The sequence below is a fragment of the Saccharopolyspora ipomoeae genome (genome assembly GCF_029952525.1).
Classification (GTDB): Bacteria; Actinomycetota; Actinomycetes; order Mycobacteriales; family Pseudonocardiaceae; genus Saccharopolyspora; species Saccharopolyspora ipomoeae.
In genome coordinates, this window is record NZ_JASAOF010000001.1 from 173,309 (window position 1) to 197,722 (window position 24,414).

General features: G+C 71.5%; 21 protein-coding genes. 1 reads left to right on the plus strand and 20 read right to left on the minus strand.

What is annotated here, in order from left to right; translation table 11 throughout:
• Nucleotides 1-54: 54 nt before the first annotated feature.
• Together katG and QFW96_RS00895 are read right to left on the minus strand one after the other, a co-directional pair.
• Nucleotides 55-2,265, minus strand: coding sequence for a catalase/peroxidase HPI (katG, locus tag QFW96_RS00890; RefSeq protein ID WP_281453524.1), 2,211 nt, complete (start codon nt 2,263-2,265; stop codon nt 55-57).
• 17 nt (nt 2,266-2,282) lie between these two features.
• Nucleotides 2,283-2,723: a Fur family transcriptional regulator gene (locus tag QFW96_RS00895; RefSeq protein WP_281453525.1), complete on the minus strand. Its 441-nt coding sequence runs from the start codon at nt 2,721-2,723 to the stop codon at nt 2,283-2,285.
• A gap of 145 nt (nt 2,724-2,868) precedes the next feature.
• Between QFW96_RS00895 and QFW96_RS00900 the strand changes: the two genes are divergently transcribed.
• The gene (locus QFW96_RS00900; RefSeq protein ID WP_281453526.1) at nt 2,869-3,513 is read left to right on the plus strand and encodes a DUF6461 domain-containing protein; all 645 of its coding nucleotides are present in this window, start codon (nt 2,869-2,871) and stop codon (nt 3,511-3,513) included.
• A 133-nt stretch (nt 3,514-3,646) separates the two neighbouring features.
• On the opposite strand, the gene QFW96_RS00905 is transcribed toward QFW96_RS00900, so the two are convergent.
• The 18 genes from QFW96_RS00905 to QFW96_RS00990 form a co-directional block, all read right to left on the minus strand.
• On the minus strand, nt 3,647-4,591 hold the full coding sequence (locus QFW96_RS00905) for an ABC transporter substrate-binding protein (protein WP_281453527.1): 945 nt from the start codon (nt 4,589-4,591) through the stop codon (nt 3,647-3,649).
• Nucleotides 4,592-4,637: 46 nt separating this feature from the next.
• Complete coding sequence (locus QFW96_RS00910) at nt 4,638-6,089, minus strand: cytochrome P450 (RefSeq protein WP_281453528.1); 1,452 nt, start codon at nt 6,087-6,089, stop codon at nt 4,638-4,640.
• A gap of 432 nt (nt 6,090-6,521) precedes the next feature.
• Nucleotides 6,522-7,052, minus strand: a complete 531-nt coding sequence (locus tag QFW96_RS00915) for a hypothetical protein (RefSeq protein WP_281453529.1) — start codon at nt 7,050-7,052, stop codon at nt 6,522-6,524.
• The gene (locus tag QFW96_RS00920) at nt 7,049-7,528 is read right to left on the minus strand and encodes a hypothetical protein (protein WP_281453530.1); all 480 of its coding nucleotides are present in this window, start codon (nt 7,526-7,528) and stop codon (nt 7,049-7,051) included. The genes QFW96_RS00915 and QFW96_RS00920 overlap by 4 nt, the downstream gene beginning before the upstream one ends.
• Complete coding sequence (locus QFW96_RS00925) at nt 7,525-8,820, minus strand: MCE family protein (RefSeq protein WP_281453531.1); 1,296 nt, start codon at nt 8,818-8,820, stop codon at nt 7,525-7,527. Before QFW96_RS00925 ends, QFW96_RS00920 begins: the two co-directional genes overlap by 4 nt.
• Nucleotides 8,820-9,977 carry an MCE family protein gene (locus QFW96_RS00930; protein ID WP_281453532.1) on the minus strand — a complete coding sequence of 386 codons (1,158 nt, stop codon included), beginning with the start codon at nt 9,975-9,977 and terminating at the stop codon, nt 8,820-8,822. The genes QFW96_RS00925 and QFW96_RS00930 overlap by 1 nt, the downstream gene beginning before the upstream one ends.
• On the minus strand, nt 9,977-11,092 hold the full coding sequence (locus tag QFW96_RS00935) for an MCE family protein (RefSeq protein ID WP_281453533.1): 1,116 nt from the start codon (nt 11,090-11,092) through the stop codon (nt 9,977-9,979). Before QFW96_RS00935 ends, QFW96_RS00930 begins: the two co-directional genes overlap by 1 nt.
• Nucleotides 11,089-12,069 carry an MCE family protein gene (locus QFW96_RS00940; protein ID WP_281453534.1) on the minus strand — a complete coding sequence of 327 codons (981 nt, stop codon included), beginning with the start codon at nt 12,067-12,069 and terminating at the stop codon, nt 11,089-11,091. Before QFW96_RS00940 ends, QFW96_RS00935 begins: the two co-directional genes overlap by 4 nt.
• Nucleotide 12,070: 1 nt before the next feature.
• Nucleotides 12,071-13,093 carry an MCE family protein gene (locus tag QFW96_RS00945; protein WP_281453535.1) on the minus strand — a complete coding sequence of 341 codons (1,023 nt, stop codon included), beginning with the start codon at nt 13,091-13,093 and terminating at the stop codon, nt 12,071-12,073.
• Nucleotides 13,090-14,265: an MCE family protein gene (locus QFW96_RS00950; RefSeq protein ID WP_281453536.1), complete on the minus strand. Its 1,176-nt coding sequence runs from the start codon at nt 14,263-14,265 to the stop codon at nt 13,090-13,092. Before QFW96_RS00950 ends, QFW96_RS00945 begins: the two co-directional genes overlap by 4 nt.
• Before the next feature lie 5 nt (nt 14,266-14,270).
• The gene (locus QFW96_RS00955) at nt 14,271-15,119 is read right to left on the minus strand and encodes an MlaE family ABC transporter permease (protein WP_425524700.1); all 849 of its coding nucleotides are present in this window, start codon (nt 15,117-15,119) and stop codon (nt 14,271-14,273) included.
• Nucleotides 15,116-15,880, minus strand: coding sequence for an MlaE family ABC transporter permease (locus QFW96_RS00960; RefSeq protein WP_281453537.1), 765 nt, complete (start codon nt 15,878-15,880; stop codon nt 15,116-15,118). Before QFW96_RS00960 ends, QFW96_RS00955 begins: the two co-directional genes overlap by 4 nt.
• A 237-nt stretch (nt 15,881-16,117) precedes the next feature.
• Entirely contained in the window at nt 16,118-18,706 is a 2,589-nt protein-coding gene (locus QFW96_RS00965; RefSeq protein WP_281453538.1) for an AAA family ATPase, read from the minus strand.
• 156 nt (nt 18,707-18,862) lie between these two features.
• The gene (locus QFW96_RS00970; RefSeq protein WP_281453539.1) at nt 18,863-19,198 is read right to left on the minus strand and encodes a plasmid stabilization protein; all 336 of its coding nucleotides are present in this window, start codon (nt 19,196-19,198) and stop codon (nt 18,863-18,865) included.
• Between the two features lie 181 nt (nt 19,199-19,379).
• Nucleotides 19,380-19,610, minus strand: coding sequence for a formate dehydrogenase subunit delta (locus QFW96_RS00975; RefSeq protein ID WP_281453540.1), 231 nt, complete (start codon nt 19,608-19,610; stop codon nt 19,380-19,382).
• Entirely contained in the window at nt 19,607-22,414 is a 2,808-nt protein-coding gene (gene fdhF / locus QFW96_RS00980) for a formate dehydrogenase subunit alpha (RefSeq protein WP_281453541.1), read from the minus strand. The genes QFW96_RS00975 and fdhF overlap by 4 nt, the downstream gene beginning before the upstream one ends.
• A 2-nt stretch (nt 22,415-22,416) precedes the next feature.
• Nucleotides 22,417-23,946, minus strand: coding sequence for a formate dehydrogenase beta subunit (locus QFW96_RS00985; protein ID WP_281453542.1), 1,530 nt, complete (start codon nt 23,944-23,946; stop codon nt 22,417-22,419).
• Nucleotides 23,943-24,401 carry an NAD(P)H-dependent oxidoreductase subunit E gene (locus QFW96_RS00990; RefSeq protein WP_281453543.1) on the minus strand — a complete coding sequence of 153 codons (459 nt, stop codon included), beginning with the start codon at nt 24,399-24,401 and terminating at the stop codon, nt 23,943-23,945. The genes QFW96_RS00985 and QFW96_RS00990 overlap by 4 nt, the downstream gene beginning before the upstream one ends.
• Nucleotides 24,402-24,414 lie beyond the last annotated feature (13 nt).

Consider the following 24,414-nt stretch of genomic DNA (forward strand, 5'->3'; position numbering starts at 1 on the left):
GGACGAGCCCCCGTCCGGAGCGGACGGGGGCTCGTCGGTGCTACGAGGTCCGGATCAGACCAGGTCGTAGCGGTCGAGGTTCATGACCTTGACCCAGGCCTTGACGAAGTCGTCGAGGAACTTCTGCTTGCTGTCGGCCGAGGCGTAGACCTCGGCGATGACGCGCAGCTCGGAGTTCGAACCGAAGACCAGGTCGGCGCGGGTACCGGTCCAGACGACCTCACCGGAGGCGTCGGTGGCCTCGAAGGTGGACTTGTCGTCCGAAGTGGACCGCCAGGTGTAGGCCATGTCCAGCAGGTTCACGAAGAAGTCGTTGGTCAGCACGCCCGGCTTGTCCGTGAACACGCCGTCCTTCGACCCGTCGTAGTTGGCGCCCAGCACGCGCAGGCCACCGACCAGCACGGTCATCTCCGGGGCGCTCAGGGTGAGCAGGTTGGCCCGGTCGATGAGGTCGTACTCGGCGGGCAGCTCCGCGGCCTTGCTCGCGTAGTTGCGGAAGCCGTCGGCGATGGGCTCCAGCGCGTCGAAGGAGTCCGCGTCGGTGTGCTGCTCACCGGCGTCGACGCGGCCCTGGGTGAAGGGCACCTCGATGCTGGAACCGGCGTCGGCGGCGGCCTTCTCGATCGCGGCGGAACCGCCGAGCACGATCAGGTCGGCCAACGAGACCTTCTTGCCGAACGACTGCTGCACGCCCTCCAGCGCGGAGAGCACGGTGGCCAGCTGGTCCGGGTTGTTGACCTCCCAGTTGCGCTGCGGCTCCAGGCGGATGCGGGCACCGTTGGCGCCGCCCCGCTTGTCGCTGCCGCGGAAGGTGGAGGCCGACGCCCAGGCCGTGGACACCAGCTGCGACACGGTCAGGCCGGTTTCGAGGATCTTGGCCTTGAGGGCCTTGACGTCCTCGTCGGACAGCGCGTCGTTGTCGTTGGCCGGCAGCGGGTCCTGCCAGATCAGGTCTTCCTCGGGCACCTCCGGGCCGAGGTAGAGCGACTTCGGGCCCATGTCGCGGTGGGTCAGCTTGAACCAGGCGCGGGCGAAGGCGTCCGCGAACTCGTCCGGGTTCTCCATGAACCGGCGCGCGATCGGCTCGTAGATCGGGTCGTAGCGCAGCGACAGGTCCGTGGTCAGCATGTTCGGCGCGATCCGCTTGGACGGGTCGTGGGCGTCGGGCACCGTGCCCTCACCCGCGCCGCCCTTCGGACGCCACTGCCAGGCACCGCCCGGTCCCTGGTAGACCTCCCACTCGAAGCTGAAGAGGTTCCACAGGAAGTTCTGGGTCCACTTGGTGGGCGTGGTGGTCCAGGTGACCTCCAGACCGCTGCCGATGGTGTCGGCGCCCTTGCCGGTGCCGTAGTTGTTCTTCCAGCCCAGGCCCTGCTGCTCCAGGCCGGCGCCTTCCGGCTCGACCTCGTTGTTGGAGTCGGGGGCGGCACCGTGGGTCTTGCCGAAGGTGTGACCACCGGCGATGAGCGCGACGGTCTCCTCGTCGTTCATCGCCATCCGGCCGAAGGTCTCGCGGATGTCGCGCGCGGCGGCCACCGGGTCGGGCTGACCCTCCGGGCCCTCCGGGTTGACGTAGATCAGACCCATGTGGGTGGCGCCCAGCGGGCGCTCCAGCTCGCGCTCACCGGTCGCGGTGGAGATGCGCTTGTCGCTGCCCAGCCAGGTGGTCTCGGAGCCCCAGTAGACGTCGTCCTCGGGCTCCCAGTCGTCGACGCGGCCACCGCCGAAGCCGAAGGTCTTGAAGCCCATCGACTCCAGCGCGACGTTGCCGGTCAGGATCATCAGGTCGGCCCAGGACAGCTTGCGGCCGTACTTCTGCTTGACGGGCCACAGCAGGCGGCGCGCCTTGTCCAGGTTGACGTTGTCCGGCCAGGAGTTCAGCGGGGCGAAGCGCTGCTGACCGCCGCCGGCGCCGCCGCGGCCGTCGCTGATGCGGTAGGTACCGGCCGAGTGCCAGGCCATGCGGATCATCAGCGGGCCGTAGTGCCCGAAGTCCGCCGGCCACCAGTCCTGCGAGGTCGTCAGGACTTCCTGGATGTCCTTCTTGACCGCGTCCAGGTCCAGCGTCTTGAACTCGGCGGCGTAGTCGAAGTCCTCGCCCAGCGGGTTCTTGTTCGGGTGCTGCTTGGCGAGGATCTTCAGGTTGAGCCGCTTCGGCCACCAGTCGCGGTTGGCGTCACCCTGGGTGGGGTGAGTGAGGCCCCCGTGCGCGACCGGGCAGCCGCCGGTCTCGTTCGTCTCTTGGGTGTCAGGGCTGTCAGACACGGGAATCCTTCCGAATTTCAGTGCGGTTCTTCAGCGGATTCGGGGGCACACGATGCGCAGAACCCCCAGTAGATGACCTCGGCCTCGTCTATGACGAAGCCGTGGGTATCCGACGCCGTCAGGCACGGCGCCTCGCCCACGGAGCAGTCGACGTCGTGGATCTGGCCGCAGGACCGGCACACGACGTGGTGGTGGTTGTCCCCGACCCGCGCTTCGTAGCGGGCCACGGAGCCCATCGGCTGGATGCGGCGCACCAGTCCAGCGATGGTGAGCGCGCGCAGGACGTCGTAGACGGCCTGGTGCGACACCTTGGGCAGGTCCTGGCGAACCCGTCCGATGATCGAATCGGTGTCGGCGTGCGCGTTCTCGTGGACCGCGGACAGCACTGCCACCCGAGGCCGCGTCACGCGCAGAGCCGCCTCGCGCAACAGTCGCTCGTAGTCCGCGGTCGTCGTCACGAGATCCACCCTGCCGCATTTTCTTGAACTAATCAAGTCAAGGATTCGGCGTGTCCCCGTCCGGGTGATCCGGATGGGGCCCGCGGGACGTGTGAGGGGCGCGGGGACTCCCCCGCGCCGCACGCGAACAGGAAGCGAGAACCCCGTGCCCGAACCAGGTTTTGCACCCGGCGCGCTGGACACCGACGGCGATCCGAAGTGGATCACGGAGCTGGCCTGCGCCGATCCCAACCACGTCCTGCACGTCGTCCGCGGCCTGGACCCGAAGGCCGCGCTGGAGGTCATCGGCGCCAAGCCGCACCTGATCCAACGCTGCGAGCTGCCCGCGAGCAAGCCCGACGACTGGACCTCGCTGCCCGGCCTGGCGCTCGGGATCGACCCGGGTACGTCGGCCGCCCTGCTCGCGGGGAGCGTCGGCGGGTGGACGTTCGTCTACGACGACTCCGGCCACACCGACTCCGAAGCCGCCGAGGCGCTGTCGGCGTCCGGCCGCACCGCCGCGACCAGCGTGTTCACCATCAACGCCGACGCGAGCATGACCTACTTCGCCGACGGCGAGGAGCTCGCCTGGATCAACGTCGACGACCTCACCGAGGAGGACGTCGCCGACTTCCCCGATGAGCTCCGGGCCGCCTTCGAGACGGCGGGCGTGGTGGAGCAGGACTACCTGGAGCCCGGCGACTTCGACTACGCCGTCACCATGCGCGCCACCTGCGCCCTCGCCGGACTCACGGCCCTCACGATCGAGGACCTCCGCGCCCTCCCCCTCCTCGGAGCCGCCTTCGGGTGATCTTCGCTCGACAAGGGGCGGTTTTTCCTCGAACTGACCGGGCAAAACGGACTTCGATCATGGGTGATTCGAGGAAAAACCGCCCCCTGCCCGGGAACTCCCACCGCGAGACCACCGCGGGACGCAGAACGGGTCACGTCGCGGCGGCGGCTTCCAGGGACGGGAGGAACTGGTCGAGGGCGTACGGGAGGGACAGCGGTGACGGGGTGTTGAGACCGGCGATCGTCGGGTAGGCGAGCACCTCGACCGTGCCCGGGAGCTGGGCGAAGCCCGGGATGCCCGAGAGGGCCGAGCGATCTCCTCCGGTCACGAGGAAGGCGACGAGGTCCGCGCGCAGCAGGTCCACGCGCTCCGGGCTGACCCTGATCCGCGCCTGGTGGGTGGCGGTTCCCGCCTCGACGACCGGCGGGTGGATGCGCATCCCGAGCGAGCGGAAGAGCTGCGTGGCGCCGTCGTCCTCGTCGGCGACGAGGTAGATCGCGTCGCCCACCACGTACCGCCCCATCGCGAACGTCTTGCCGCGCAGCCCCGGCAGGCGCCGCGCGGTCTCGGCGATGCGGCCCTCCACCGAGGACACCACCCGCTCGGCGTCGGCGGGCCGGTCGAGGAACCGGCCCGCCGTGCGCACCAGGTCCTGCCAGGCCGGCACCGAGTCGGCCTGGGACGGCGCGGCGATCGTGGGCGCGACGCGGGACAGCAGCCGGTAGGTCGCCGGATCGGTGATCGCGTAGGACGACACGATCAGATCCGGCTGCAGCGCGAGGATCCGCTCGACCGGCACGCCGCCCGCGACGTCGACGCCGACGGCGTCCGGACCGAGCCGCTCCCACGGGACCTGACCTGCCGGCATCATCCGGTCCACGCCGTAGCCGACGGGCTGCACCCCGAGCGAGAGCAGCACGTCGGTCCACTGCCGGTCGAGGCTCACCACGCGCTTCGGCACGTGGTCGATCGTGGTGGTCCCGAAGCGGTGCTCGACGGTGACCGGCGAGGCGAGCGCCCCGCCCCCGGAGTCGTGCCCGGCGGGCGCGCAGGCGGTGACGCCGAGCAGGACTAGGAACAGTGCGACCAGCCTCATGACCGGTGAGGCTAGCCCCGCTCCGATCTCCCGGGAACCCGGAAGATCACCTGCGCCGCAATTCCACCGGAAGTCCGTCCACGGGCACCGGCAGCGAGACGTAGTCCCACTTCACCTCGTAGCCGCGCGGCACCGTCCAGGTGTAGCCGCGCAGCATCTCGTGCAGCAGCGCCTTGACCTCCAGCGTTCCGAAGTGCAGCCCGATGCACTTGTGCGCGCCACCGCCGAAGGGCACCCACGCGAACCGGTGCGACTTGTCCTCCCGGCGCCCCTCGGCGAAGCGCTCGGGGTCGAAGTCGAACGGGTTGCTCCAGTGGTCGGCGGAGAAGTGGTTCAGGAACGGCGAAACGCCCACCATCGCCCCGGCCGGCAGGTGGTGGCCGAGGACCTCGGTGTCGCGGACGGTCGTGCGCACCATCGACGGCACCGGCGCCACCAGCCGCAGCGACTCCTTGATCACCAGGTCGAGGGTCTCCAGCTTCTCCAGCGCCTCGATGTCGGGGACCTCGTCGCCCAGCGCGAGGGATTCGGCGCGGGCGCGCTCCTGCCACTCGGGGTGCTTGGCCAGGAAGTAGGCGACCGCGGTGCTGGTGATCGTGGAGGTGTCGTGGGCGGCCATCATCAGGAAGATCATGTGGTTGATGACGTCGTCGTCGCCGAACTGCTCGCCGTCCTCGCTGCGCGCGTGGCACAGCGCCGAGAACAGGTCGTCGCCCTCGGAGCGGCGGGCGCGGCCGATGTTGTCGGCGAAGTAGCGCTCCAGCAGCTTGCGCCCGTTCACGCCCGCGGCCCAGCGGGTTCCCGGGACGGGGTAGCGCACGATGGCCGTGGCCGCGCGGACCGAGTCGACGAAGGCGCGGTTGATGCGGTCGGCGTCCCGGCCGCTGCGCTGGTCCATGAACACGCGCGTGGCCACGTCGAGGGTGAGCTGCTTGAGCAGCCAGTACAGCCGCGGCCGGTCCTGGCTCCCCCAGGCCCCGACGCCCTCGCGCAGCGTGGGGCCCATCTGGTCGACGTAGCCGGTGAGGCGCTGCCGGGTGAAGGCCTGCTGCATGATCCGCCGGTGCGACATGTGCTCTTCGAAGTCCAGCAGCATCAGGCCGCGGTGGAAGAACGTGTCGATGAGCGCGCGCCAGCCGCCCTGGGAGAACGCCTTGTCCTTGTTGATCAGGGCGATCGAGGTGGCTTCGGGCCCGCCGAGGGTGACCATCGGGCGTCCGAGCGAGTGCGCCCAGGAGATCGGGCCGTAGAGCTGGAACCGGCGCAGCGCGAACGTCGGCCCGTAGCGCATGAAGTCCAGGGAGTGGCCGATGAGCGGCGGTCCGGCGTCGCCGAGGATGGGTTTTAGCCCGCTCCCGGGCGGTGGCGGGGCGAGTTCGGTGACGGGCCACCGCTTTTCGAGGATGCGCTGGTCCACCGACCGCGGCAGCGGCAGCGACGTCAGCGGCGGGACTCGTCGTCGGATCGCTTCGTTGACCTTCTCCAGCTGGAAAACCACTGCTGCTCCTCACCCTTGAAGAACGGCCCCGTTCGGGGAACGGGTGGGTCCTGCCGAGTTTCAACCGATCGTCGAGCAACACCCCCGGCAACGGCTTGAGCGGGAAGAGACCTCAGCACGCAAGAGGAAGATCAGCTCTGGAACTCAGCGGAACGGGCTCTGACACGGCTCGTCGTGGGCAACGTCGTCCGTCCGATAGTCGCACCGCAACACCCCGCGGTCAATGTCACACCAGAACTGGCACGTACCCACCCGCATCACCCGTTCGCACCCCGAACCCCCAGCTCACACCCCCGCGCGCCAGGACCCCGAGTTTCGCCCTGCAAGTGGGGAGGGGGAGGCAGGGGGCGGCTCTTCCTCGAACCATCCGGACATAACGGACATTGATCATGGTCAATTCGAGGAAGAACCGTCCCCTGGTGAGGGACGCGATCAGAGGGTGTCCATTGTGGAGATTCGCCAGGTGTTCTCGGGAGTTCTGGTGAGGGTCACCCGGATCCTGGCGCCTTCGATGAGGGGCGTGGGGTGCCGGGAGCTGGTGGTGAGCTGGTTGATGAAGGCGAGCAGCACCACCTCGTCGTCGGTGGCCGTGACCACGCCCAGGGCGGAGAGGGTGGTGCGGGTGGTGATGCGGTCCCGGGTGGCGGCGGGGCGGATCGCGGTGCGCTGGAGTTCGAGGTAGTCGCGGGCGAAGGGGCCGGTGACGGCGCGGGCTGCGGTGGCGAGGTCCCGGTCGAGCGTGTCGTGGCTGTAGCTGAGGACCTCGGGGATGTGCTCGACGGCGGCGCGGGTGGCCTCGGCGCGAGCCTCGTCGAGGCGGGCGGCGGCGGCCTGGCGCTGGTGGAGCACCGCGACACCGGCTGTGGCGGCCAGCAGGATCGCCACGACCAGCAGCGGGACGAGCGGGCGGCGCTTCGGCTTCGCGGGGGCGCCGGTGTCGTCGACGACGTCGGTGGCGGTCATGGCACGAACTCCAGGTTGGCGACGAGCCAGGTCTGCGCGGTCTTCTGCACGGTGATCCGCAGCCGGTACTGGCGCTGCTCGCCCTCCGGCGCGGCGGCGTTGCCGACGGTGGCCCGCACCGCGGCCAGCGCGACCGCCGTGCGTCCGTCGGAGCGCTCCAGCGCGGCCTCGACGACCTCGCCCCGCGAGGTCACCTGCGAGCCGGTGACGATGTCGCGGAACGCCGTGGCCTGCGAGGCGAACTGGTCCTTGAACGCGCCCGTCGCCATCCCAGCCAACCGCCGGGCGTCCTGGTCGATGGTCCGCGCGCTGAGGTTGGTCAGGCCCAGCGCGGCCTGCCGGGCCGCGGCCACGGCCTGCCGGTCGGACTCCTCCTCCTCGGCCGCGGCCTGCGCCGTCTGGTGGAACCGGGTGCCCAGCACGGCGAGCCCGATCAGCAGCAGCGCGGCCGACACCAGGCCGACCCCGCGCCTCACTTCAGCAGCAGATCGCGCCACGTCCCCTCCTCCGCTCTCGGGTGTTCCCGCACGTCGCCCAGCAGCACCAGGTGACCGTCGGGCAGCATCGCGTTGCCGGTGTCCGGGTCGTAGGTCGCCACGACCTCGGCGGGCGCCGCGCCGCAGGAGGCCGCGGTGGGCCCGCGACGGCGAGGATCGTTGGCGCACGGGTAGTTCCGGGCACCGCGGATCGAGCGCGGGTCGTCCGGCGCGACCTGGCAGTGCTGGTCCCGCGGGACCGCGGCCGGCGACTCGTCGTCGAAGGAGCGCTGCTGCGACATCGGCGCGTAGCCGGAGTAGCACGGCGGCGGGTTGTTCACCGAGATCCGGATTCCCAGGTGCGCGCTGCCGGGCGCGGCACCGGGCTGCTGCACGACGCGCTGCAGCGCCGCCGTCACCGCCGGGTAGAGCACCAGGGTCTGCGACACGCCCGGCAGCTGGGTGCGGATCACCTGACCGGTCGCATCGAGGTCGGTGAGCAGCTGCGGCAGCGCGGGCGTCAGCCGCTGTTCGAGGCCGATGAGCTGCTCGGCGGCGGGCGGGGTGTGGGCGAGCAGCCCGCGCAGGTCCTGGTCGCTGCGCCGCAGCTGCTCGGTGAACGAGGCCAGATCCCGCAGCGCGGAACGGGATTCGGGCGCGATCTGCTGCTGGGTGCGCAGGAACGGGCCGAGCTGGTGGATGAGGTCGACGGTGGGTTCGAGGTGCAGCCCGGCCTGGTGCAGCGCGGTCCGGGTGTTCTCCAGCAGCGTCGTCACCTGCGGTTCCTCTCCGCTGAGCCCGGTGGTGAGCTCGTCGAGGACGATCGCGAGCTTTTCCTGCGGGATCGACGCGGCCAGGTCGTCGAGGCTGGTGATGAGCTCGTCGGCCCGCGGCAGCGTCGTGGTGGCCGTGATCCGGTCACCCGGGCGCAGCCAGGGCGGCCCGTCCCCGTCGGGGGTGAGGTTCACCGACTGCTCCCCGATCGCGGACTTGCCGCGGATCGCGGCGCTCACCCGGGCCGGGACGCGCACGTCGTCATCGATGCCGAGGGTGGCCACGGCGGTGCCGTCACCGAGGTCGACCGAGCGGACCTTGCCGATCTCGACGTCCCGGTAGCCCACCATCGCCCCCGGGTAGAGCCCGGTGGCGTCGGGGAACACGGCGGTCACCTCGTACTGCCCGAAGCCGAGCAGCTGGCGCAGGTCGAGGTAGTTGACCAGCACCGTGCCCACGCCGAAGACGGTGAGCGCGGTGAACACCGCGAGCTGGATCCGAACCCGCCTGGTCAGCATCAGTTCCCTCCCAGCAGGTCGCCGAGCAGCGGGATCGCCGGGTCCGGTGGCGGGTTCTCCGGCGGTGGTGAGGGCGGCGGTGGCTCGATCGGCGAGCCGATGCCCAGCGGCCCGCGGATCGGGTCGGTGGCCTGCAGCGCGGTGCGCGCGGCGTCGAGGACGGGTTCGGCGGGAGTGCCTGCCAGCAGCCCGGATTCGAGGCTGGGCACCGAGAGGTCCAGCGTCACGGCCAGGTTCAGGAAGTCACCGCGGATGACCTTCCGGTAGGTGCTCAGCGGGAACAGCAGGGTTCCCAGCGTGTCGAGGGATTTCGGCACGTCGTCGCCCGCCGCGACGAGCTGCTGCAACGACGGGCGCAGGTCGTCGACGACGGCCAGCAGGTCGTCGCGGGAGCGGTCGAGGACGTCGGTGCCGACCGCGCCGAGCCTGCTGGAGGCGTCCAGCGCGGAGCGGAGCGAGTCGCGCTGCTCGTTGAGCACCCGGATGCCCGGCCCCAGCTCGTCGACGGCGCGTCCGAGGCGCTGGGAGTTCGCGCGCAGCCGCGCGGCGAGGCCGTCGACGGCCTCGATCGAGCGCACGATCTGGGCCTTCTGCTCGTCGGCGGAGCGGGCGAGGGCGCCGAGCTGGTGGATGAGGTCGCGGGTCTGCTGCTCGTTGCCGCCCAGCGCCCGGTTGAGCTCGTCGGTGATCACCCGGACCTGCCGGAGCCCGCCGCCGTTGAGCCACAGCGACAGCGCCGCCAGCAGTTCCTCGGTGCCCGGGTAGCGGTTGGTGCGCTCGGCGGGGATGACGGCGCCGTCGGCGAGCCTGCCGACCGGATCGGGCGGGGCGGCGAGCTCGACGTACTGGGCGCCGAGCAGGCTCTTCTGCCCGACGGAGGCCACGGCGTTGGCGGGCAGCACCACGCCCGGGTCCAGGCCGATCTCGACCTCGGCCTGCCAGCCGTGCAGACCGATGCGGCGGACCGCGCCGACGGTGACGTCGTCGACCTTGACCTCCGAGCGGGGCACCAGGTTGGCGACGTCGGCGAAGCGCACCACGACCCGCCGCGAGTCGCCGCCGCTGCCGGGGCCTCCGGGCAGCGGCACCAGCTGGGCGCTGTCCACCGAGCACCCGGCCAGCAGGCAGCTGATCAGCAGCAGGGCGAGTCCGCGCATCACGGGCCTCCCGGTGCGGGCTGCTGGTGGGGCGTTCCGGTGCGGTGCAGCGGGTCGAGGCCGATCGGCGGGTAGGGCAGGTCGAGGGGCTTCAGCAGCGGGTCGAGCGCGGCGCGGCAGTCGTCGATGGTGCCTCCGGCGGAGAACACCATCTGGCAGGTCAGGCTGGACACGCTGGCGGTGTAGGGCATCTGGACGCGGGTGCTGGCCGAGCCGGTGCCGGGTTCGTAGACGTTGTAGAGGTTGGCCAGCGTTTGCGGCGCGACGTGCAGCACGTCGGCGAGGTCCCCGCGACCGGCGGCGAGGGTGGCGCCGACGTCGCGGAGCTCGCCGACGGTGTCCCCGAGCTGCTGCTGGTGCGTGCGGGTGAACTCGGAGATCGTCACCAGCGCCCGGTCGGAGGCCGCCAGGGCCTGGCCGAGTTCGGCGCGGTTGTCCTCGGCGAGCGCGCTCAGCGAGGACAGCTGCGTCGAGAAGGCCTTGAGCTGCTCCTGGCTGTCGTTGAGCCCGGCGGTGAACTCGTCGAGCCGGCGCAGGCTGGTGAACAGGTCCTCGCTGCCTGCGGCGACCGTGCCGGAGGTGCCGGCGAGCTGGTCCAGGGTGCGGCGGAACTCGGCGCCGTTGCCGCCCAGGTTGTGCGCCCCGGCCTCGATCGCCCGCGACACCGCGCCCTGGCGGTTCGCCCCGCCGGGGCCCAGGGCCCGCGCGAGTTCGGTGAGTTCGGCGTTGGTCTGGTCCCACTCGGCGGGCACGGCGGTGCGCTCCACCGGGATCTCGGCCTCGTCGGCCAGCACCGGCCCGCCCCGGTAGACCGGCGCGAGCTGCAGGTACCGGCCGCTGACCAGGCTGGGCGCCACCAGCGCCACGGAGGTGTCGGCCGGGACCTTCCGGTCGGCGTCGTAGCCGAAGCGGACCCGCACGTGGTCGCCCTCGGGCACGATCTCGTCGATCTCGCCGACCCGCACGCCCAGCACCCGCACCTCGTCGTCGACGTGGATGCCGCTCGCGCTCGGGAGGTGGGCCGTGGCGTGCTTCTGCCGCTCGGCGGTCAGCAGGTGGATCGCACCGCCCACCAGCAGCGCGCCGATCAGCAGCGCCAGCGCTCGCCGGATCATCGGGTCCCCCTCCCCAGCAGGTCCTGCAGCCCTGGAACGGCGTTGGTGGGCGGGATGTTGGCGAAGTAGGCGTCCAGCGCGGGCATCGTGGACAGCACCTCCCCGAGGGTGCGCAGCATCGGCACGGCCTCGTGCAGGGCGGCGGTGAGGTGGTCGCGGTTGTCCCGCAGGATCGCCACCGCCGAGCGGAGTTCGGTCAGCGCGGGCCGCAGCTGGGCGTCGTTCTCGCGCGCGAGCGCGTCGAGCTGGTCGGCGGTCGTGGTGAGGTCGGCCAGCAGCCGCTCGATGGCGGCCTGGCGCTGGTTGAGCGCGGTCAGCAGCGCGGTGCCCTGGTCGAAGATCGCCCGCAGGTCCTGCTGGTGCTGCGCCAGCACCTCGGTGGTGGCGCGGGAGTGCTCCAGCAGGGAGCGCAGTTCGGCGTCGCGGGCGTTGACGCTCTCGGCGAGCCGCCGCAACCCGCTCAGCGCCCCGGGCACGCTGCGCGCGGTGCCGTCGAGGGTGTCGGCGACGGCGGTCAGCGCGGTGGTGAGCCGGTCGGTGTCGAGCCGCGAGGTGGTGTCGGTGAGGCTCTGCAGGGCTTGGGTGACGTCGTAGGGCGCGACCGTGCGCGACAGCGGGATCTGGGCGTCGTCCGGCATCTCCCCGGGCCCGGCCGGGCCGAGGCTGAGCGCCTTCTCGCCGAGCGCGCTCTGCGCCTTGATCGCCGCGGTGCTCTCCTCCCCCACCCGCAGGTCGGGTTCGTCGACGGTGAACGACACCAGCACGTCGGTGTCGCGCAGCTCGACGTCCTCGACGCGGCCGACGGTCATGCCCGAGACCACCACCGGATCGCCCGCCACCAGGCCCCCGGCCTCGGAGAACACGGCGTGCAGGCCGCGTCCGGCCAGCAGCGGCGAGATCGCGTCCCCGCTGAGCGAGAGCAGCACGACGGCGGCGAGCACCACCGAGCCGATGACGCCGAGCCGGGAGTCGTTCACGTCAGTTCCCGCCTTCCTCGGCGCAGCGCCGCACGTCGCTGTCGATCCACGGGGTGTAGAGGTAGCCGCCGGTGGGGGTGCTGGTGCGCACCCGGACGCTGCACAGGTAGGCGTTGAAGAAGTTGCCGTTGACGCCGATCCGGCCGATCCGCCGGTAAGCCTCGGGCAGCTCGCGCAGCGCGGAGCGCACGTCCTCGTCGTGCGCGTTGAGGGTGCCCGCGATGGTGCGCAGGTCGCCGATCTCGGCGCGCAGGTCGGGCCGCAGCCGGGGCAGCAGGTCGGCGGTGGTGGCGGTGAGGCCGTGCAGGTGGTCGACGGCGCCGGTGATCGAGCCGCGGTCGGCGGCCAGCCCGTCGACGAGCCGCCGGGTCTGCCCGATGACCTCGGAGACCTGCCGGTCGTGGGCGTCGAAGGTGGCCAGGGCGGCGTCGAGGTTGCCGATGACGTCGCCGATGAGCCGGTCCCGGTCGGCGAGGGCGTGGGTGACCGAGGCCAGCGAGGTCAGGAACGAGTCCAGCGCCCCGGCCTCACCTTGCAGCACCTGGATCAGCGAGCCGGAGAGCTGGTTGACCTGCTCCGGCGAGAGGGCTCGGAACAGCGGCTGGAAGCCGCCGACGAGCACGTCGAGGTCGAGCGCGGGCGCGGTGCGCTGCAGCGGGATCACCGCCTCGCCCAGCGGCGCGCCGCCGTCGCCCTCGGCGAGCTCCAGGTAGCGGTTGCCGACGAGGTCGCGGTACTTCACCGCGGCGCGGGTGCCGGTGGTCAGCGGGGGCGCGCCGGAGACCGTCATGGTCACCAGCACGGTCGCGTCGGGCCGCATCCGCAGGTCCTCGACCTGCCCCACGCGCACGCCCGCGACCCGCACCGGGTCGCCGGGTTCGAGGTAGGACACGTCGGCGAACTCGGCCCGCACCTCGGTTTCGGTTCCGGCCCTGCGGGTTTCGCCGAGCAGCAGCGCGATGTAGCCGGCGGCGAGCGCGGCGATGGTGAAGAACACCCCGAGCTTGACGACCTCTCCCCTCACCGGCCACCTCCCAGCGGCGTGAGCGGGCCGAACAGGTAGACCGCGAGCAGCTCCGGGTTGACCCGCACGGTCTCGTCGGTGCCGGGGTACGGGTTCGCGCCGGTGTCGTAGTTGACGTAGGGCGGGATGCCCCGCACCTCCGGCAGGCCGTGGCAGTCGGGCCCGGTGTCGACGCCGGTCTTGGGCAGGTCCTGCGGGTGCTGGTAGGCGGGGATGCCGGGCAGCATGCTGACGGTGACGTGCGTGTTGGGGTGCGTCCCGCCGAACTCGGGCCCGCCGGTGACGGCCCGGATGATGTCGCCGTTGTGCACCACGCCGCCGAAGAAGCACGGCACGACCGGCGAATACCGCTGCAGCAGACCGGTTGTCGGCTCCGATTCGTCCAGTGCGGACACCAGCGGGTCGCCGTTGGCTTCCAGGAACTCGCCGGTGCCGTTGCCGAGCTCGGTCAGCGACAGCAGGAACCCGGCGAAGGCCCGCTCCTGCTCGACGAGCGTGCCGCCGGTGCCACCGAGGTTGCTCGCGGTGGCGGTGAGATCGTCGGTCACGTCGCGGTAGTGCTCGGCGACGGCGGTGACCTGCGGCAACCGGGATTCGAGCTCGGGCAGGTTCGGGTTGAAGGCGCGCAAGTAGCCGTCGGTGTCGGCGATGAGCGCGCGGATCCGCTCGCCGTTGCCCTGCAGCGACCCGGACACCGAGGTCAGGGCCGCGTTGAGCTTGCTCGGCGGCACGCCGCGCAGGGTGTCCATGACGTGGTCGAAGGTGTGGTCCAGCTCGACGTTGACGCGCGTGCGGTCCAGCACCGCGCCCGCGGCGATGTGCTCGCCGGTGTCGCGGCCGGGCCGCAGCTCCACGTACTTGGCGCCGAACACCGTGGAGGGCACCAGGTTCGCGGTCACCTCGGCGGGGATCCGCTCGGCCTGCTCGGGATCGAGCTCGACGGCGACGCGGGCGCCGGTGCCGTCGCTGGTGACCTCGCCGACCGAGCCGACCTCGACCCCGCGCAGCTTCACCGGCGAGCCCGGTTCCATCAGCAGCCCGGAGCGGTCGGCGAGCACGGTGATCGGCACGACGCGGTCGAAGGCCCGCTGGTACTGCGCGACCGACAGCACCGCCAGCAGCGCGACGAACACCGCGAACCCGGCGCCGATGAGGACGTACCGCGAATTCACCGGCCTCACCCCGAGATGTGGACCGAGGAGGCGGAACCGTAGATGGCCAGGTCGAGCAGCAGGTCGACCAGCATCACGCCGATCAGCGAGCCGCGCACCGCCTTGCCCACCGCCTGCCCGACACCCGCAGGTCCGCCGCGGGCGGCGAAGCCGTGGTAGCAGTGCACCGACATCACCACGACCGACATGGTCAGCGCCTTGACGAACGACCACAGCAGGTCGGAGGGCACCAGGAAGGCGCTGAAGTAGTGGTCGTAGGTGCCGCCGGACTGGCCGTAGGCGACGGTGACGACGAGCCTCGTGGCGGCGAACGACCCGAGCACGGCCAGCGAGTACAGCGGGATGATGGCCACGAACCCGGCGATGATCCGGGTCGTCACCAGGTACGGCACCGACCGGATCGCCATCACTTCGAGGGCGTCGATCTCCTCGCTGATGCGCATCGCCCCGAGCTGCGCGGTGAACCCGGCGCCCACGGTCGCGGTCAGCGCCACCCCGGCGATGACCGGCGCGGCCTCCCGCGTGTTGGCGTAGGAGGAGACGAACCCGGCCAGCGCCTCGACGCCGATGTTGGCCAGCGACGAGTAGCCCTGCAGCCCGACCTCGACGCCGATGGCGGCGGTCATGAACACCACGATCACCACGGTCCCGCCGATCACGGCCAGTCCCCCGGTGCCGAGGCTGACCTCGGCGATGAGCCGCACGACCTCGCGCTTGTAGCGCAGCAGCGCCGTGGGCACCGAGGCGTAGACGCGGCCGTGGAAGACGACCTGCCGCCCGGTGTCCTCCAGCTTGCGCAGCGGCACCCGGATCACCCGGGAGCGCTTGGATTCCCCGATCGCCACCGCGCTCACCCCCTCGCCTGCAGGAAGACCGCGGTGATCAGGGAGTTGGCGGCGAAGAGCAGGATGAAGCTGAACACGACGGTCTGGTTCACCGCATCTCCGACGCCCTTCGGCCCGCCCCTGGCGTTGAGCCCGAGGTGGCAGGCGACGAGTCCGGAGAGCAATCCGAACACGGCCGCCTTCAACTCGCTGACGAGGAGATCATCGATTCCGGTGAGCAGCGTCAGGTTCGCGAGGAAGAGCCCGGCGCTCGCGTTCTGCACGAGCACCGAGAACAGGAAGCTGCCCGCCAACCCGACGAAGGTGACCAATCCGTTGAGCGCCAGCGCCACGACCGTCGAGGCCAGCACCCGGGGAACCACCAGGCGCTGCACGGGATTGAGCCCCATCACGCTGAGCGCCTCGATCTCGTCGCGGATCTTGCGCGCCCCCAGGTCGGCGCAGATCGCCGTCGCCCCTGCTCCGGCAACCACCAGAACGCTGACCATGGGCCCGATCTCGCGCACCACCGCCAACCCGGCGCCCGCCCCGGCCAGGTCGGTCGCGCCGATCTCGGTGAGCAGCTGGTTGAGCTGGAAGACGACGATGACGCAGAACGGGACGGCCACCAGCAGCGTCGGCACCACCGACACGCTCACGATCATCCAGGACTGCTGCAGGAACTCCCGGAGTTGGAAGGGACGCCGGAATCCCTGCCGGAACACCTCGGCGGACAAGCGGTAGAAGGAGCCGACGGCGACGCCGATCCCGGACAGCGCTGAACTCGCCATCGACCGACCTCCCCCCGCGCAGGCGGCGATTCACCACGTCGAAGATTCGTCTTCTTCACGAACGTCGAAGGAACGAGACCGAGAAGTGCACGTGCACGAGCGAAAACGGCGACGGCTGGTCCGGCAGTGCGGACGATGGTCGCATTACGCACCCGTACCGTCAACAACCGCTTCTCGAAACACCGCCCAGCGGAACGGAACCCGAATCGACGGCTGCTCCATCGAGGTGAAAATGCCTCAGCGGGACTGGAGAACTCGTCCGTCGTCGTCGTTGTCGTTCACTCTGGAGAGTTCTGCCGGGAGTTCGGTGCGCTTGCGGACGTTGAGCTTGCGGTAGACGCGGGTGAGGTGCTGCTCGACGGTGCTGACGGTGATGTAGAGGCGGCGGCCGATCTCGCGGTTGGTCTGACCGCGCGCGGCGAGCTCGGCGACCTTGCGCTCGGCCTCGCTGAGCAGCGGGGCGCCTGCCGGGGCGGGAGCGGGTTCCGGGCGGGGGTCGAGGTGGTCGCGGAGGCGGTGCGGCAGGACCTCGGCCTGGCAGGACTTGGCCATCTGATCGGCCTTGCGCAGCACCAGGCGGGCGTTGCTGAGCTGACCGAGCTCGCTGTGGGCCTGGCTGAGATCGGCCAGCGCGCGGGCCAGCTCCAGCCGGTCGTCGACCCGCTCCAGCAGTCCGATGGCCTCGCGGAGCACCGCCACGCGCTGGCGAGGTTCGCTGCAGGCGGCCAGCACCCGCAAGGCGATCGCGCGGATGCGCACGCCCCCGGTGTCGTGGCCGAGCTGCTCGGCGACCAGGTCGCGCGCCTCCCTGCGGCGGCCCAGCAGCAGGTAGGTCTGGGCGAGGTCGCTGCGCCACGGGATCGCGGTCGGCACCGCCGGGTCGCCGCGGCGCATCCGGGCGGCGACGCGCTCGAAGGCGTCGAGGGCGGCCAGCGTGCGGCCGGTGGCCAGCGCGTGCCTGCCGGTGGCGTGCAGGTGGCGGACCCCGAAGGTGGTGCCGGCCATCTCCTCCGGCACCGGCCTGGCCAGCAGTTCGGCGGCCACGTCGTGGCGCCCGAGCGCCGAGTTGACCAGGATCAGCGTCGAGTTCGGCAGCCCGACCAGCACGCCCCAGCTCTGCGGGTGCAGCAGCCGCAGAGCTTCCTGGGCCTGGGTCTCGGCCGCGATGAGGTCGCCGCGCCGCCACGACATGTCCGCCCGCACGGCGGTGATCAGCGCCCGGGCGGTGGTGGCACCCTGCCTGCGGGACTGAGCGGCCACGGTCTCGCACCAGTGCTGGGCGCGCTCGGTGTGCCCGGCGTGGTCCAGGGCGAGCACGGCGGCGGCCGCGGCCTCGGGCAGCACGTCCCCGGCGCAGCTCTGCAGGACGTGCTCGGCGGCGCGCAGCACCTCGCCCGGTGCGTCCCGGGTCCAGGCCCCCATCAGGTGCGCGGTGTGCTGCCAGCGGGTCTCGCCGACCTCCAGCGCCGCCGGTTCGGGCAGCGCGCCGTAAATCCACTCGGCGGCGATGCGCAGCTCGGCGGCGGCGCGCGGGTGCGGTTCACCCGCGTGCGCGCGGGTGGCGCGCAGCAGGTCGCAGGGCTGCTCGCCCTGCCACAGCCGCAGCCGGGCGACCGGCACCGCGTCGCGCCAGGACAGGTCCCGCCGGTCGGCGAGCGGGCCGAGGTGGCGCACGGCCAACGACGGGTTGATCCGCCACGCCGCGCGCACCAGGACGCCGCGCAGCTCGACGCGCTCGCCCTCGTCCTCGGTGGCGGTCAGCGCGAGCTGCAGGCAGCCGACGGCCAGCTCGGCGTCGTCGATCAGGGACTGCTCGGCGGCGTAGCGCAGCGGGCGCAACGCCCACCGGCCGGGCACCTCACCGGCAGCGGTGAGGTGGCGGGCGACCTCGACGGCCGGGGCGCCGCGCCGGTGCAGCAGCTCGGCGGCGCGCGCGTGCAGCCGCGCGGCCTCGGCGGCGCCGAGGCTCTCCAGCACCACGTCCGGATTGCGCAACCGGTGCTCGCGCAGCAGGCCGGCGGCGCCGAGGGCGTCCAGGACCGGGCCGACGGCGCGGGCGCTGCGCTCCAGCAGCTCGGCGACCAGCTCCCGCGACGACTCCTCGCCGAGGATCGCCACCGCCTCGGCGACCGGCAGGAAGTCCGGGTCCCATCGGGTCAGGCAGTCCAGCACGGCGCGGCGGAAGCGGGGCCCGACCGCCAGCCCGTCCTCGACGAGCGCGCGCAGCAGGAACGGGTTGCCACCGGTGAGCGCGAGCGCGGAGGCGGCGCGGTCGGCGTCGCCGATGAGCTCGGCGACCCCGGACTCCGACAGCGGGGCCAGGTCGATCCGGTGGTCCGGTTGCCGGACCAGCTCGGCGTGCAGCGACTCGCGGGTCAGGTTCGGCCGCTCCCGCTCGGTGAGCACCAGCAGCACGCGCGACGAGGCGATCCGCCTGCGCAGGTAGAGCAGCACCTGCTGGGACTCGGGGTCGGCGAGGTGCACGTCGTCCACGGCCAGCACCAGCGGGTCGCTGCTGGTCAGCAGCGCACCGATCTCCTCCAGCGCGCGGGCGTCGAGCGGCGAGGCGGCGCGCTCGCGCACCTCCTGCCCGGTATCGGCCAGCAGCTGGGTGATCACGCCCAGCGGCAGGTCCCGCTCGGCCCGGGAACCGACGGCCCGCAGCACGGTCGCGCGCTCGCCCGCGAGGTCACCGAGGGCGTCCAGCAGCGCGGTCTTGCCGGTGGCCATGCCACCGCCGATGAGCACGACGCGGCCGCGACCGCGCTCGCAGTCGGCCAGCGATTCGGATAATCGGGCTAACTCGCTGGTTCGTTCGGTCAACATCGGTGAACTCCACATTTCCTCTCGCGCAACGGTTCTCGGCTCGTGACCGGTGCCGATGCGCTGAGTCGCCGCTTACACACCGCTCCGACGTGGCCGGTCGCGACGCGGTTCCGCGACGAATGTGAAGTCCTCCATCCGTTTCCGAACGGAAACGCCTCAGCGGCGGGCCAAGGCGCGCTCGAGCTCCTCCTTGCTCATCTTCGAGCGGCCTTCGACGCCTTCGCGCTTGGCGTCCTCGTAGAGCTGCCGCTTGGTCCGCCCGCCCGGGCCCTCGCGGTTGCCGGAGCGCTTGCCGCCCCGGCGCTGCGGCGGGATGTCCTCGGTGGAGACCTTGCTCCGCTGCCGGGCGGTCCCCTTCTGCGCCCGGTTCTTGTTCACGGTCCGCGCGGCGATCTCCTCCGCTCTGCCCTCACCGGACCCGTGCTCCTTCGCACCCTGCTTGACGTGCTCGTACTGCCGCTCTTCCTTGGCGGACCACGCTCTCTGCGGCATGAGTTCCTCCCGTTCCGAACGCGTCATCACCTGCCCGAGACCTACCCCCGCACCCCGCGTCGAAAACCCCGGCATTCGTCGCGCGAAAACCGCAGTTTTCGACGCGCGAAAACCGCGGTTTTCGACCCGAGGGGTCCGCCGGGAGGTGGCGGGCCCCTCGGGGTGTGGTGGGAGCGGGGTTCTAGGGGGTGACGTGGGCGTTGCGGAGGAGGCGGGCCGCTTCGAGGGCCAGCGGGTCGAGGTCCTGGGGAGGCGTGTCGACGAGTTGGTCGAGCTCGGTCCTCATCCGCGGGTCCCAGAACATCCTGATGTGGTGGGCGACCTCGCGGGCGGCCTGGCGGGGTGGCAGGTGGGCGAACTGGATGGCGATGTCGTTGGCCATCCGGACCTGCGGGGAGACGTCGTCGCTCACTCGCTCATCACCGCCTCGCGCTCCTCGGCCGCCGCCTGCTGCCGGCTCGCCTCGCGGGCGACCTGGACCGCGGTGACCTTGTACTCCGGGCAGTTGGTGGCCCAGTCGGAGTTCTCCGTGGTCACCACGTTCGCGCCGGTCACCGGGTGGTGGAAGGTCGTGTACACCACGCCCACCGGCATCCGGTCGGAGACCTTCGCGCGCAGCGACGTCGTGCCCACCCGGCTCGACAGGTTCACCACGTCGCCCGTGGAGATGCCGCGGTCCTCGGCGTCGTGCGGGTGGATCTCCAGCACGTCCTCCGGGTGCCAGGCCACGTTGGCGGTGCGCCGGGTCTGCGCGCCGACGTTGTACTGCGACAGGATCCGGCCCGTGGTGAGCACCAGCGGGTAGCGGCGGGTGCTGCGCTCGCGGGTCGCCACGAACGGCGTGAGCACGAACTTCCCCTTGCCGCGCACGAACTCGTCGGCGTGCATGATCGGCGTGCCCTCGGGCGCCTTGTCGTTGCACGGCCACTGGACGCTGCCGAGCTCGTCCAGCTTGCCGAACGACACGCCCGCGAAAGTCGGTGTCACGGCGGCGATCTCGTCCATGATCTCGCGCGGGTGGTCGTAGTGCATCGGGTAGCCCATCGCCTGGGCGATCTCGCAGGCCACCTGCCACTCGTCCTTGCCGGACTTCGGCACCATCACCGGGCGGACCCGGTTGATCCGCCGCTCGGCGTTGGTGAACGTGCCGTCCTTCTCCAGGAACGAGGTGCCCGGCAGGAACACGTGCGCGAACTTGGCGGTCTCGTTGAGGAACAGGTCCTGCACGACCACCAGCTCCAGCGCCGACAGCGCCGCCTGCACGTGCTGGGTGTTGGGGTCGGACTGGGCGATGTCCTCGCCCTGCACGAACAACCCGTGGAAGCTGCCGTCCACGGCGGCGTCGAACATGTTCGGGATCCGCAACCCCGGTTCGGCGAGGATGGGCCGCTCCCAGAGCTTCTCGAACACCTCGCGGACCGCGTCGTCGGCCACGTGCCGGTAACCCGCGAGCTCGTGCGGGAACGAGCCCATGTCGCACGAGCCCTGCACGTTGTTCTGCCCGCGCAACGGGTTCACGCCCACGCCGTCGCGGCCGATGTTGCCGGTGACCATCGCGAGGTTGGCCATGCCCATCACCATCGTCGAGCCCTGGCTGTGCTCGGTGACGCCCAGGCCGTAGTAGATCGCGCCGTTGCCTCCGGTGGCGTAGAGCCTCGCGGCCTCGCGGACCTGCTCGGCCGGCACTCCGGTGATCGACTCCACGGACTCGGGGCTGTTCTCCGGCCGCGCGATGAACTCCGCCCACTCGTCGAAGCCCTCGCAGCGCGAGGCCACGAACGAGGAATCGGTCAGCCCCTCGGTGACCACCACGTGCGCCATCGCGTTGACCATCGCCACGTTCGTGCCCGGCGAGAGCTGGAGGTGGTGGGATGCCTCGATGTGCGGGCTGCGCACCAGGTCGATGCGCCGCGGGTCGATCACGACGAGCTTGGCGCCCTCCCGCAACCGGCGCTTCATCCGCGAGGCGAACACCGGGTGCCCGTCGGTCGGGTTCGCGCCGATCACCACGATCACGTCGGAGGAGGCGACCGACCGGAAGTCCTGGGTCCCGGCGGAGGTCCCGAAGGTCTGCTTGAGCCCGTAGCCGGTCGGCGAGTGGCACACCCGCGCGCAGGTGTCGACGTTGTTGTTGCCGAACGCCGCCCGCACCATCTTCTGCACCACGTAGACCTCCTCGTTGGTGCAGCGCGAGGAGGTGATGCCGCCGATCGCATCGGTGCCGTGCCGGGCCTGGATGGCGCGGAACTTCTCGGCGACGTAGGAGATCGCCGTGTCCCAGTCGGTTTCGCGCCACTCGTCGGTGATGCTCTCCCGGATCATCGGGTTGAGCTGCCGGTCCGGGTGGGTGGCGTAGCCGAACGCGAAGCGGCCCTTGACGCAGGAATGGCCCTCGTTGGCGCCGCCGTCCTTGTACGGCACCATCCGCACCAGCTCGTCGCCGCGCAGCTCGGCCTTGAACGAGCAGCCCACGCCGCAGTAGGCGCAGGTCGTCAGCACCGACCGGGTCGGCATGCCGAGGTCGACCACCGACTTCTCCTGCAGCGTGGCCGTCGGGCAGGCCTGCACGCAGGCGCCGCAGGACACGCAGTCGGACTCCAGGAACGGATCGCCCTGGCCGGCCGCGACCTTGGAGTCGAAGCCGCGGCCCTCGATGGTCAGCGCGAACGTGCCCTGCACCTCGTCGCAGGCGCGCACGCAGCGGGAGCACACGATGCACTTGGAGGCGTCGAAGTCGAAGTAGGGGTTGGAGGTGTCCTTGGGCGCGTCGAGGTGGTTCTCGCCCTCGTAGCCGTAGCGGACCTGCCGCAGGCCGACCACGCCGGACATGTCCTGCAGCTCGCAGTCGCCGTTGGCCGCGCAGGTCAGGCAGTCCAGCGGGTGATCGGAGATGTAGAGCTCCATGACGCCCTGGCGCAGCTTCTCCAGCCGCGGGGTCTGGGTGCTGACCTTCATGCCCTCGGTGACCGGCGTGGTGCACGAGGCCGGGGTGCCCTTGCGGCCGTCGATCTCCACCAGGCACAGCCGGCACGAGCCGAACGCCTCCAGGCTGTCGGTGGCGCACAGCTTGGGGATGTCGGTGCCGGACTCGGCGGCGGCGCGCATCACCGACGTGCCCTCGGGCACGGTGACCGGCACCCCGTCGATCTCGACGGTGACGGTGGCCTCCCCCGTCCGGGCCGGGGTGCCGAAGTCGGGCTCCTTCAACAGGCCCATCGCTACTTCGCCTCCTTCTGGAAGTCCTCGGGGAAGTGCTCCAGCGCGCTGCGCACCGGGTTCGGGGTGAGCCCGCCCATCGCGCACAGCGATCCGTCGGTCATCAGCTCGCAGAGGTCGTTGAGGACGGCGAGGTTGCCGTCGCGGTCCTGGCCGCCGACGATCCGGTCGACGGTCTCCACGCCGCGCACCGCGCCGACCCGGCACGGCGTGCACTTGCCGCAGGACTCCTCGGCGCAGAACTCGAACGCGAAGCGCGCCATCGCCGCCATGTCCGCGGTGTCGTCGAAGACCGTGATGCCGCCGTGGCCCAGCATCGCCTGCGCCTCGCCCAGCGCCTCGTAGTCCATCGGCAGGCCGAACCGCTCGGGCGGCACGTAGGAGCCCAGCGGTCCGCCGATCTGCACCGCGCGCACCGGCCGCCCCGACCGGGTGCCGCCGCCGTAGCCGTTGACCAGCTCGTCGATCGTGATGCCGAAGGCGGACTCGAACACGCCGCCGCGCTTGACGTTGCCCGCCAGCTGGAAGACCTGGGTGCCGCGCGAGCGCTCCACGCCCAGCTCGGCGTAGGCCTCGCCGCCGTCGGCGAGGATCGCCGGGACGCTGGCGAGGGTGAGCACGTTGTTGACCACGGTGGGTTTGCCGAACAGGCCGGTGATCGCCGGGATCGGCGGTTTGGCGCGCACCATGCCGCGCTTGCCCTCCAGGCTCTCCAGCATGGAGGTCTCCTCGCCGCAGATGTAGGCACCCGCGCCGACCCGCACGAACAGGTCGAACCGCAGGTCCGAGCCGAGGATCCCCTCGCCGAGCCAGCCGACGGCGTAGGCGGCGTCGATGGCGCGGCGCAGGGTGCGCACGGCGTCGGGGTACTCGGAGCGGACGTAGAGGTAGCCCTCGGTGGCGCCGACGGCGTGGGCGGCGATGGTCATGCCCTCGATGAGGCAGAACGGGTCGCCCTCCATGAGCATCCGGTCGGCGAAGGTGCCCGAGTCGCCCTCGTCGGCGTTGCAGCAGATGAACTTGTCGGGTCCCTCGGCCTGCAGCACGGTGTTCCACTTGATCCCGGCGGGGAACCCGGCGCCGCCGCGGCCGCGCAGGCCGGAGGCGGTGACCTCCTCGACGACCTGGGCGGGTTGCTCGGCCAGCGCCGCGCGAAGCCCGCGCAGCCCGCCGTGCGCCTCGTAGTCCGATGTGGACAGCGGGTCGGTGATGCCGACGCGGGCGAAGCACAGCCGCTGCTGGTCGCGCATCCACGGCAGCTCGTCGACCACGCCCTGGCGCAGCTCGTGCTCGGCGCCGCGCAGCATCCCGGCGGCGATGAGCTCCTCCACGCGGCCCGGGGTGACCGGGCCGTAGCCGACGCGCCCTCGGCTCGTCTCGACCTCGACCAGCGGTTCGAGCCAGAGCATGCCGCGAGAGCCGTTGCGCACCAGCCGGATCGGTTCGTCGGCCGCGCGCTGGATCGCCGCGGCGACCTCGTTCGCGCCGACCGAGACCGCGGCGGAGTCCTGGGGGACGTGGACGGTGATCATGCGCTGCCCTCCGCGAGGATCTCCACCAGGCGGCTGCGGTCGACGCGGCCGTGCAATCGTCCGTTGACCTGCGCGGACGGCCCCAGCGCGCAGTTGCCCAGGCAGAACACCTGGTCGAGGGTGACCGACCGGTCCGGCGTCGTCTGGCCGATCTTGACGCCGAAGACCTGCTCGGCGTCGGCCACGAGCTGCTCGGCGCCCACGGACTGGCAGGCCTCGGCGCGGCAGATCTTCACGGTGGTGGTGCCCGCGGGCTCGGAGCGGAAGTCGCCGTAGAACGAGATGACCCCGTGGACATCGGCTCGCGAGAGGTTGAGCTCCTCGGCCAGGATCGGAACCGCCTGCGGATCGATCCAGCCGAACTCCTCCTGGAGGTGGTGCAGGATGGGCAGCAGCGCCCCGCGTTCGCCCCGGTGCGCTTCGACCACGCCGCGCACCCGTTCCGCTCTCGTCATCTGCGTCTCCACT

Bases quoted from the DNA above. Each gene is read 5' to 3' on its own strand.
- QFW96_RS00935 (WP_281453533.1), bottom strand. From the start codon at position 11,092: ATGATCCGGCGAGCGCTGGCGCTGCTGATCGGCGCGCTGCTGGTGGGC.
- QFW96_RS00960 (WP_281453537.1), bottom strand. From the start codon at position 15,880: ATGGCGAGTTCAGCGCTGTCCGGGATCGGCGTCGCCGTCGGCTCCTTC.
- QFW96_RS00905 (WP_281453527.1), bottom strand. From the start codon at position 4,591: ATGAGGCTGGTCGCACTGTTCCTAGTCCTGCTCGGCGTCACCGCCTGC.
- QFW96_RS00925 (WP_281453531.1), bottom strand. From the start codon at position 8,820: ATGCTGACCAGGCGGGTTCGGATCCAGCTCGCGGTGTTCACCGCGCTC.
- QFW96_RS00965 (WP_281453538.1), bottom strand. From the start codon at position 18,706: ATGTTGACCGAACGAACCAGCGAGTTAGCCCGATTATCCGAATCGCTG.
- QFW96_RS00915 (WP_281453529.1), bottom strand. From the start codon at position 7,052: ATGACCGCCACCGACGTCGTCGACGACACCGGCGCCCCCGCGAAGCCG.
- QFW96_RS00990 (WP_281453543.1), bottom strand. From the start codon at position 24,401: ATGACGAGAGCGGAACGGGTGCGCGGCGTGGTCGAAGCGCACCGGGGC.
- fdhF (WP_281453541.1), bottom strand. From the start codon at position 22,414: ATGGGCCTGTTGAAGGAGCCCGACTTCGGCACCCCGGCCCGGACGGGG.
- QFW96_RS00985 (WP_281453542.1), bottom strand. From the start codon at position 23,946: ATGATCACCGTCCACGTCCCCCAGGACTCCGCCGCGGTCTCGGTCGGC.
- QFW96_RS00970 (WP_281453539.1), bottom strand. From the start codon at position 19,198: ATGCCGCAGAGAGCGTGGTCCGCCAAGGAAGAGCGGCAGTACGAGCAC.
- QFW96_RS00930 (WP_281453532.1), bottom strand. From the start codon at position 9,977: ATGCGCGGACTCGCCCTGCTGCTGATCAGCTGCCTGCTGGCCGGGTGC.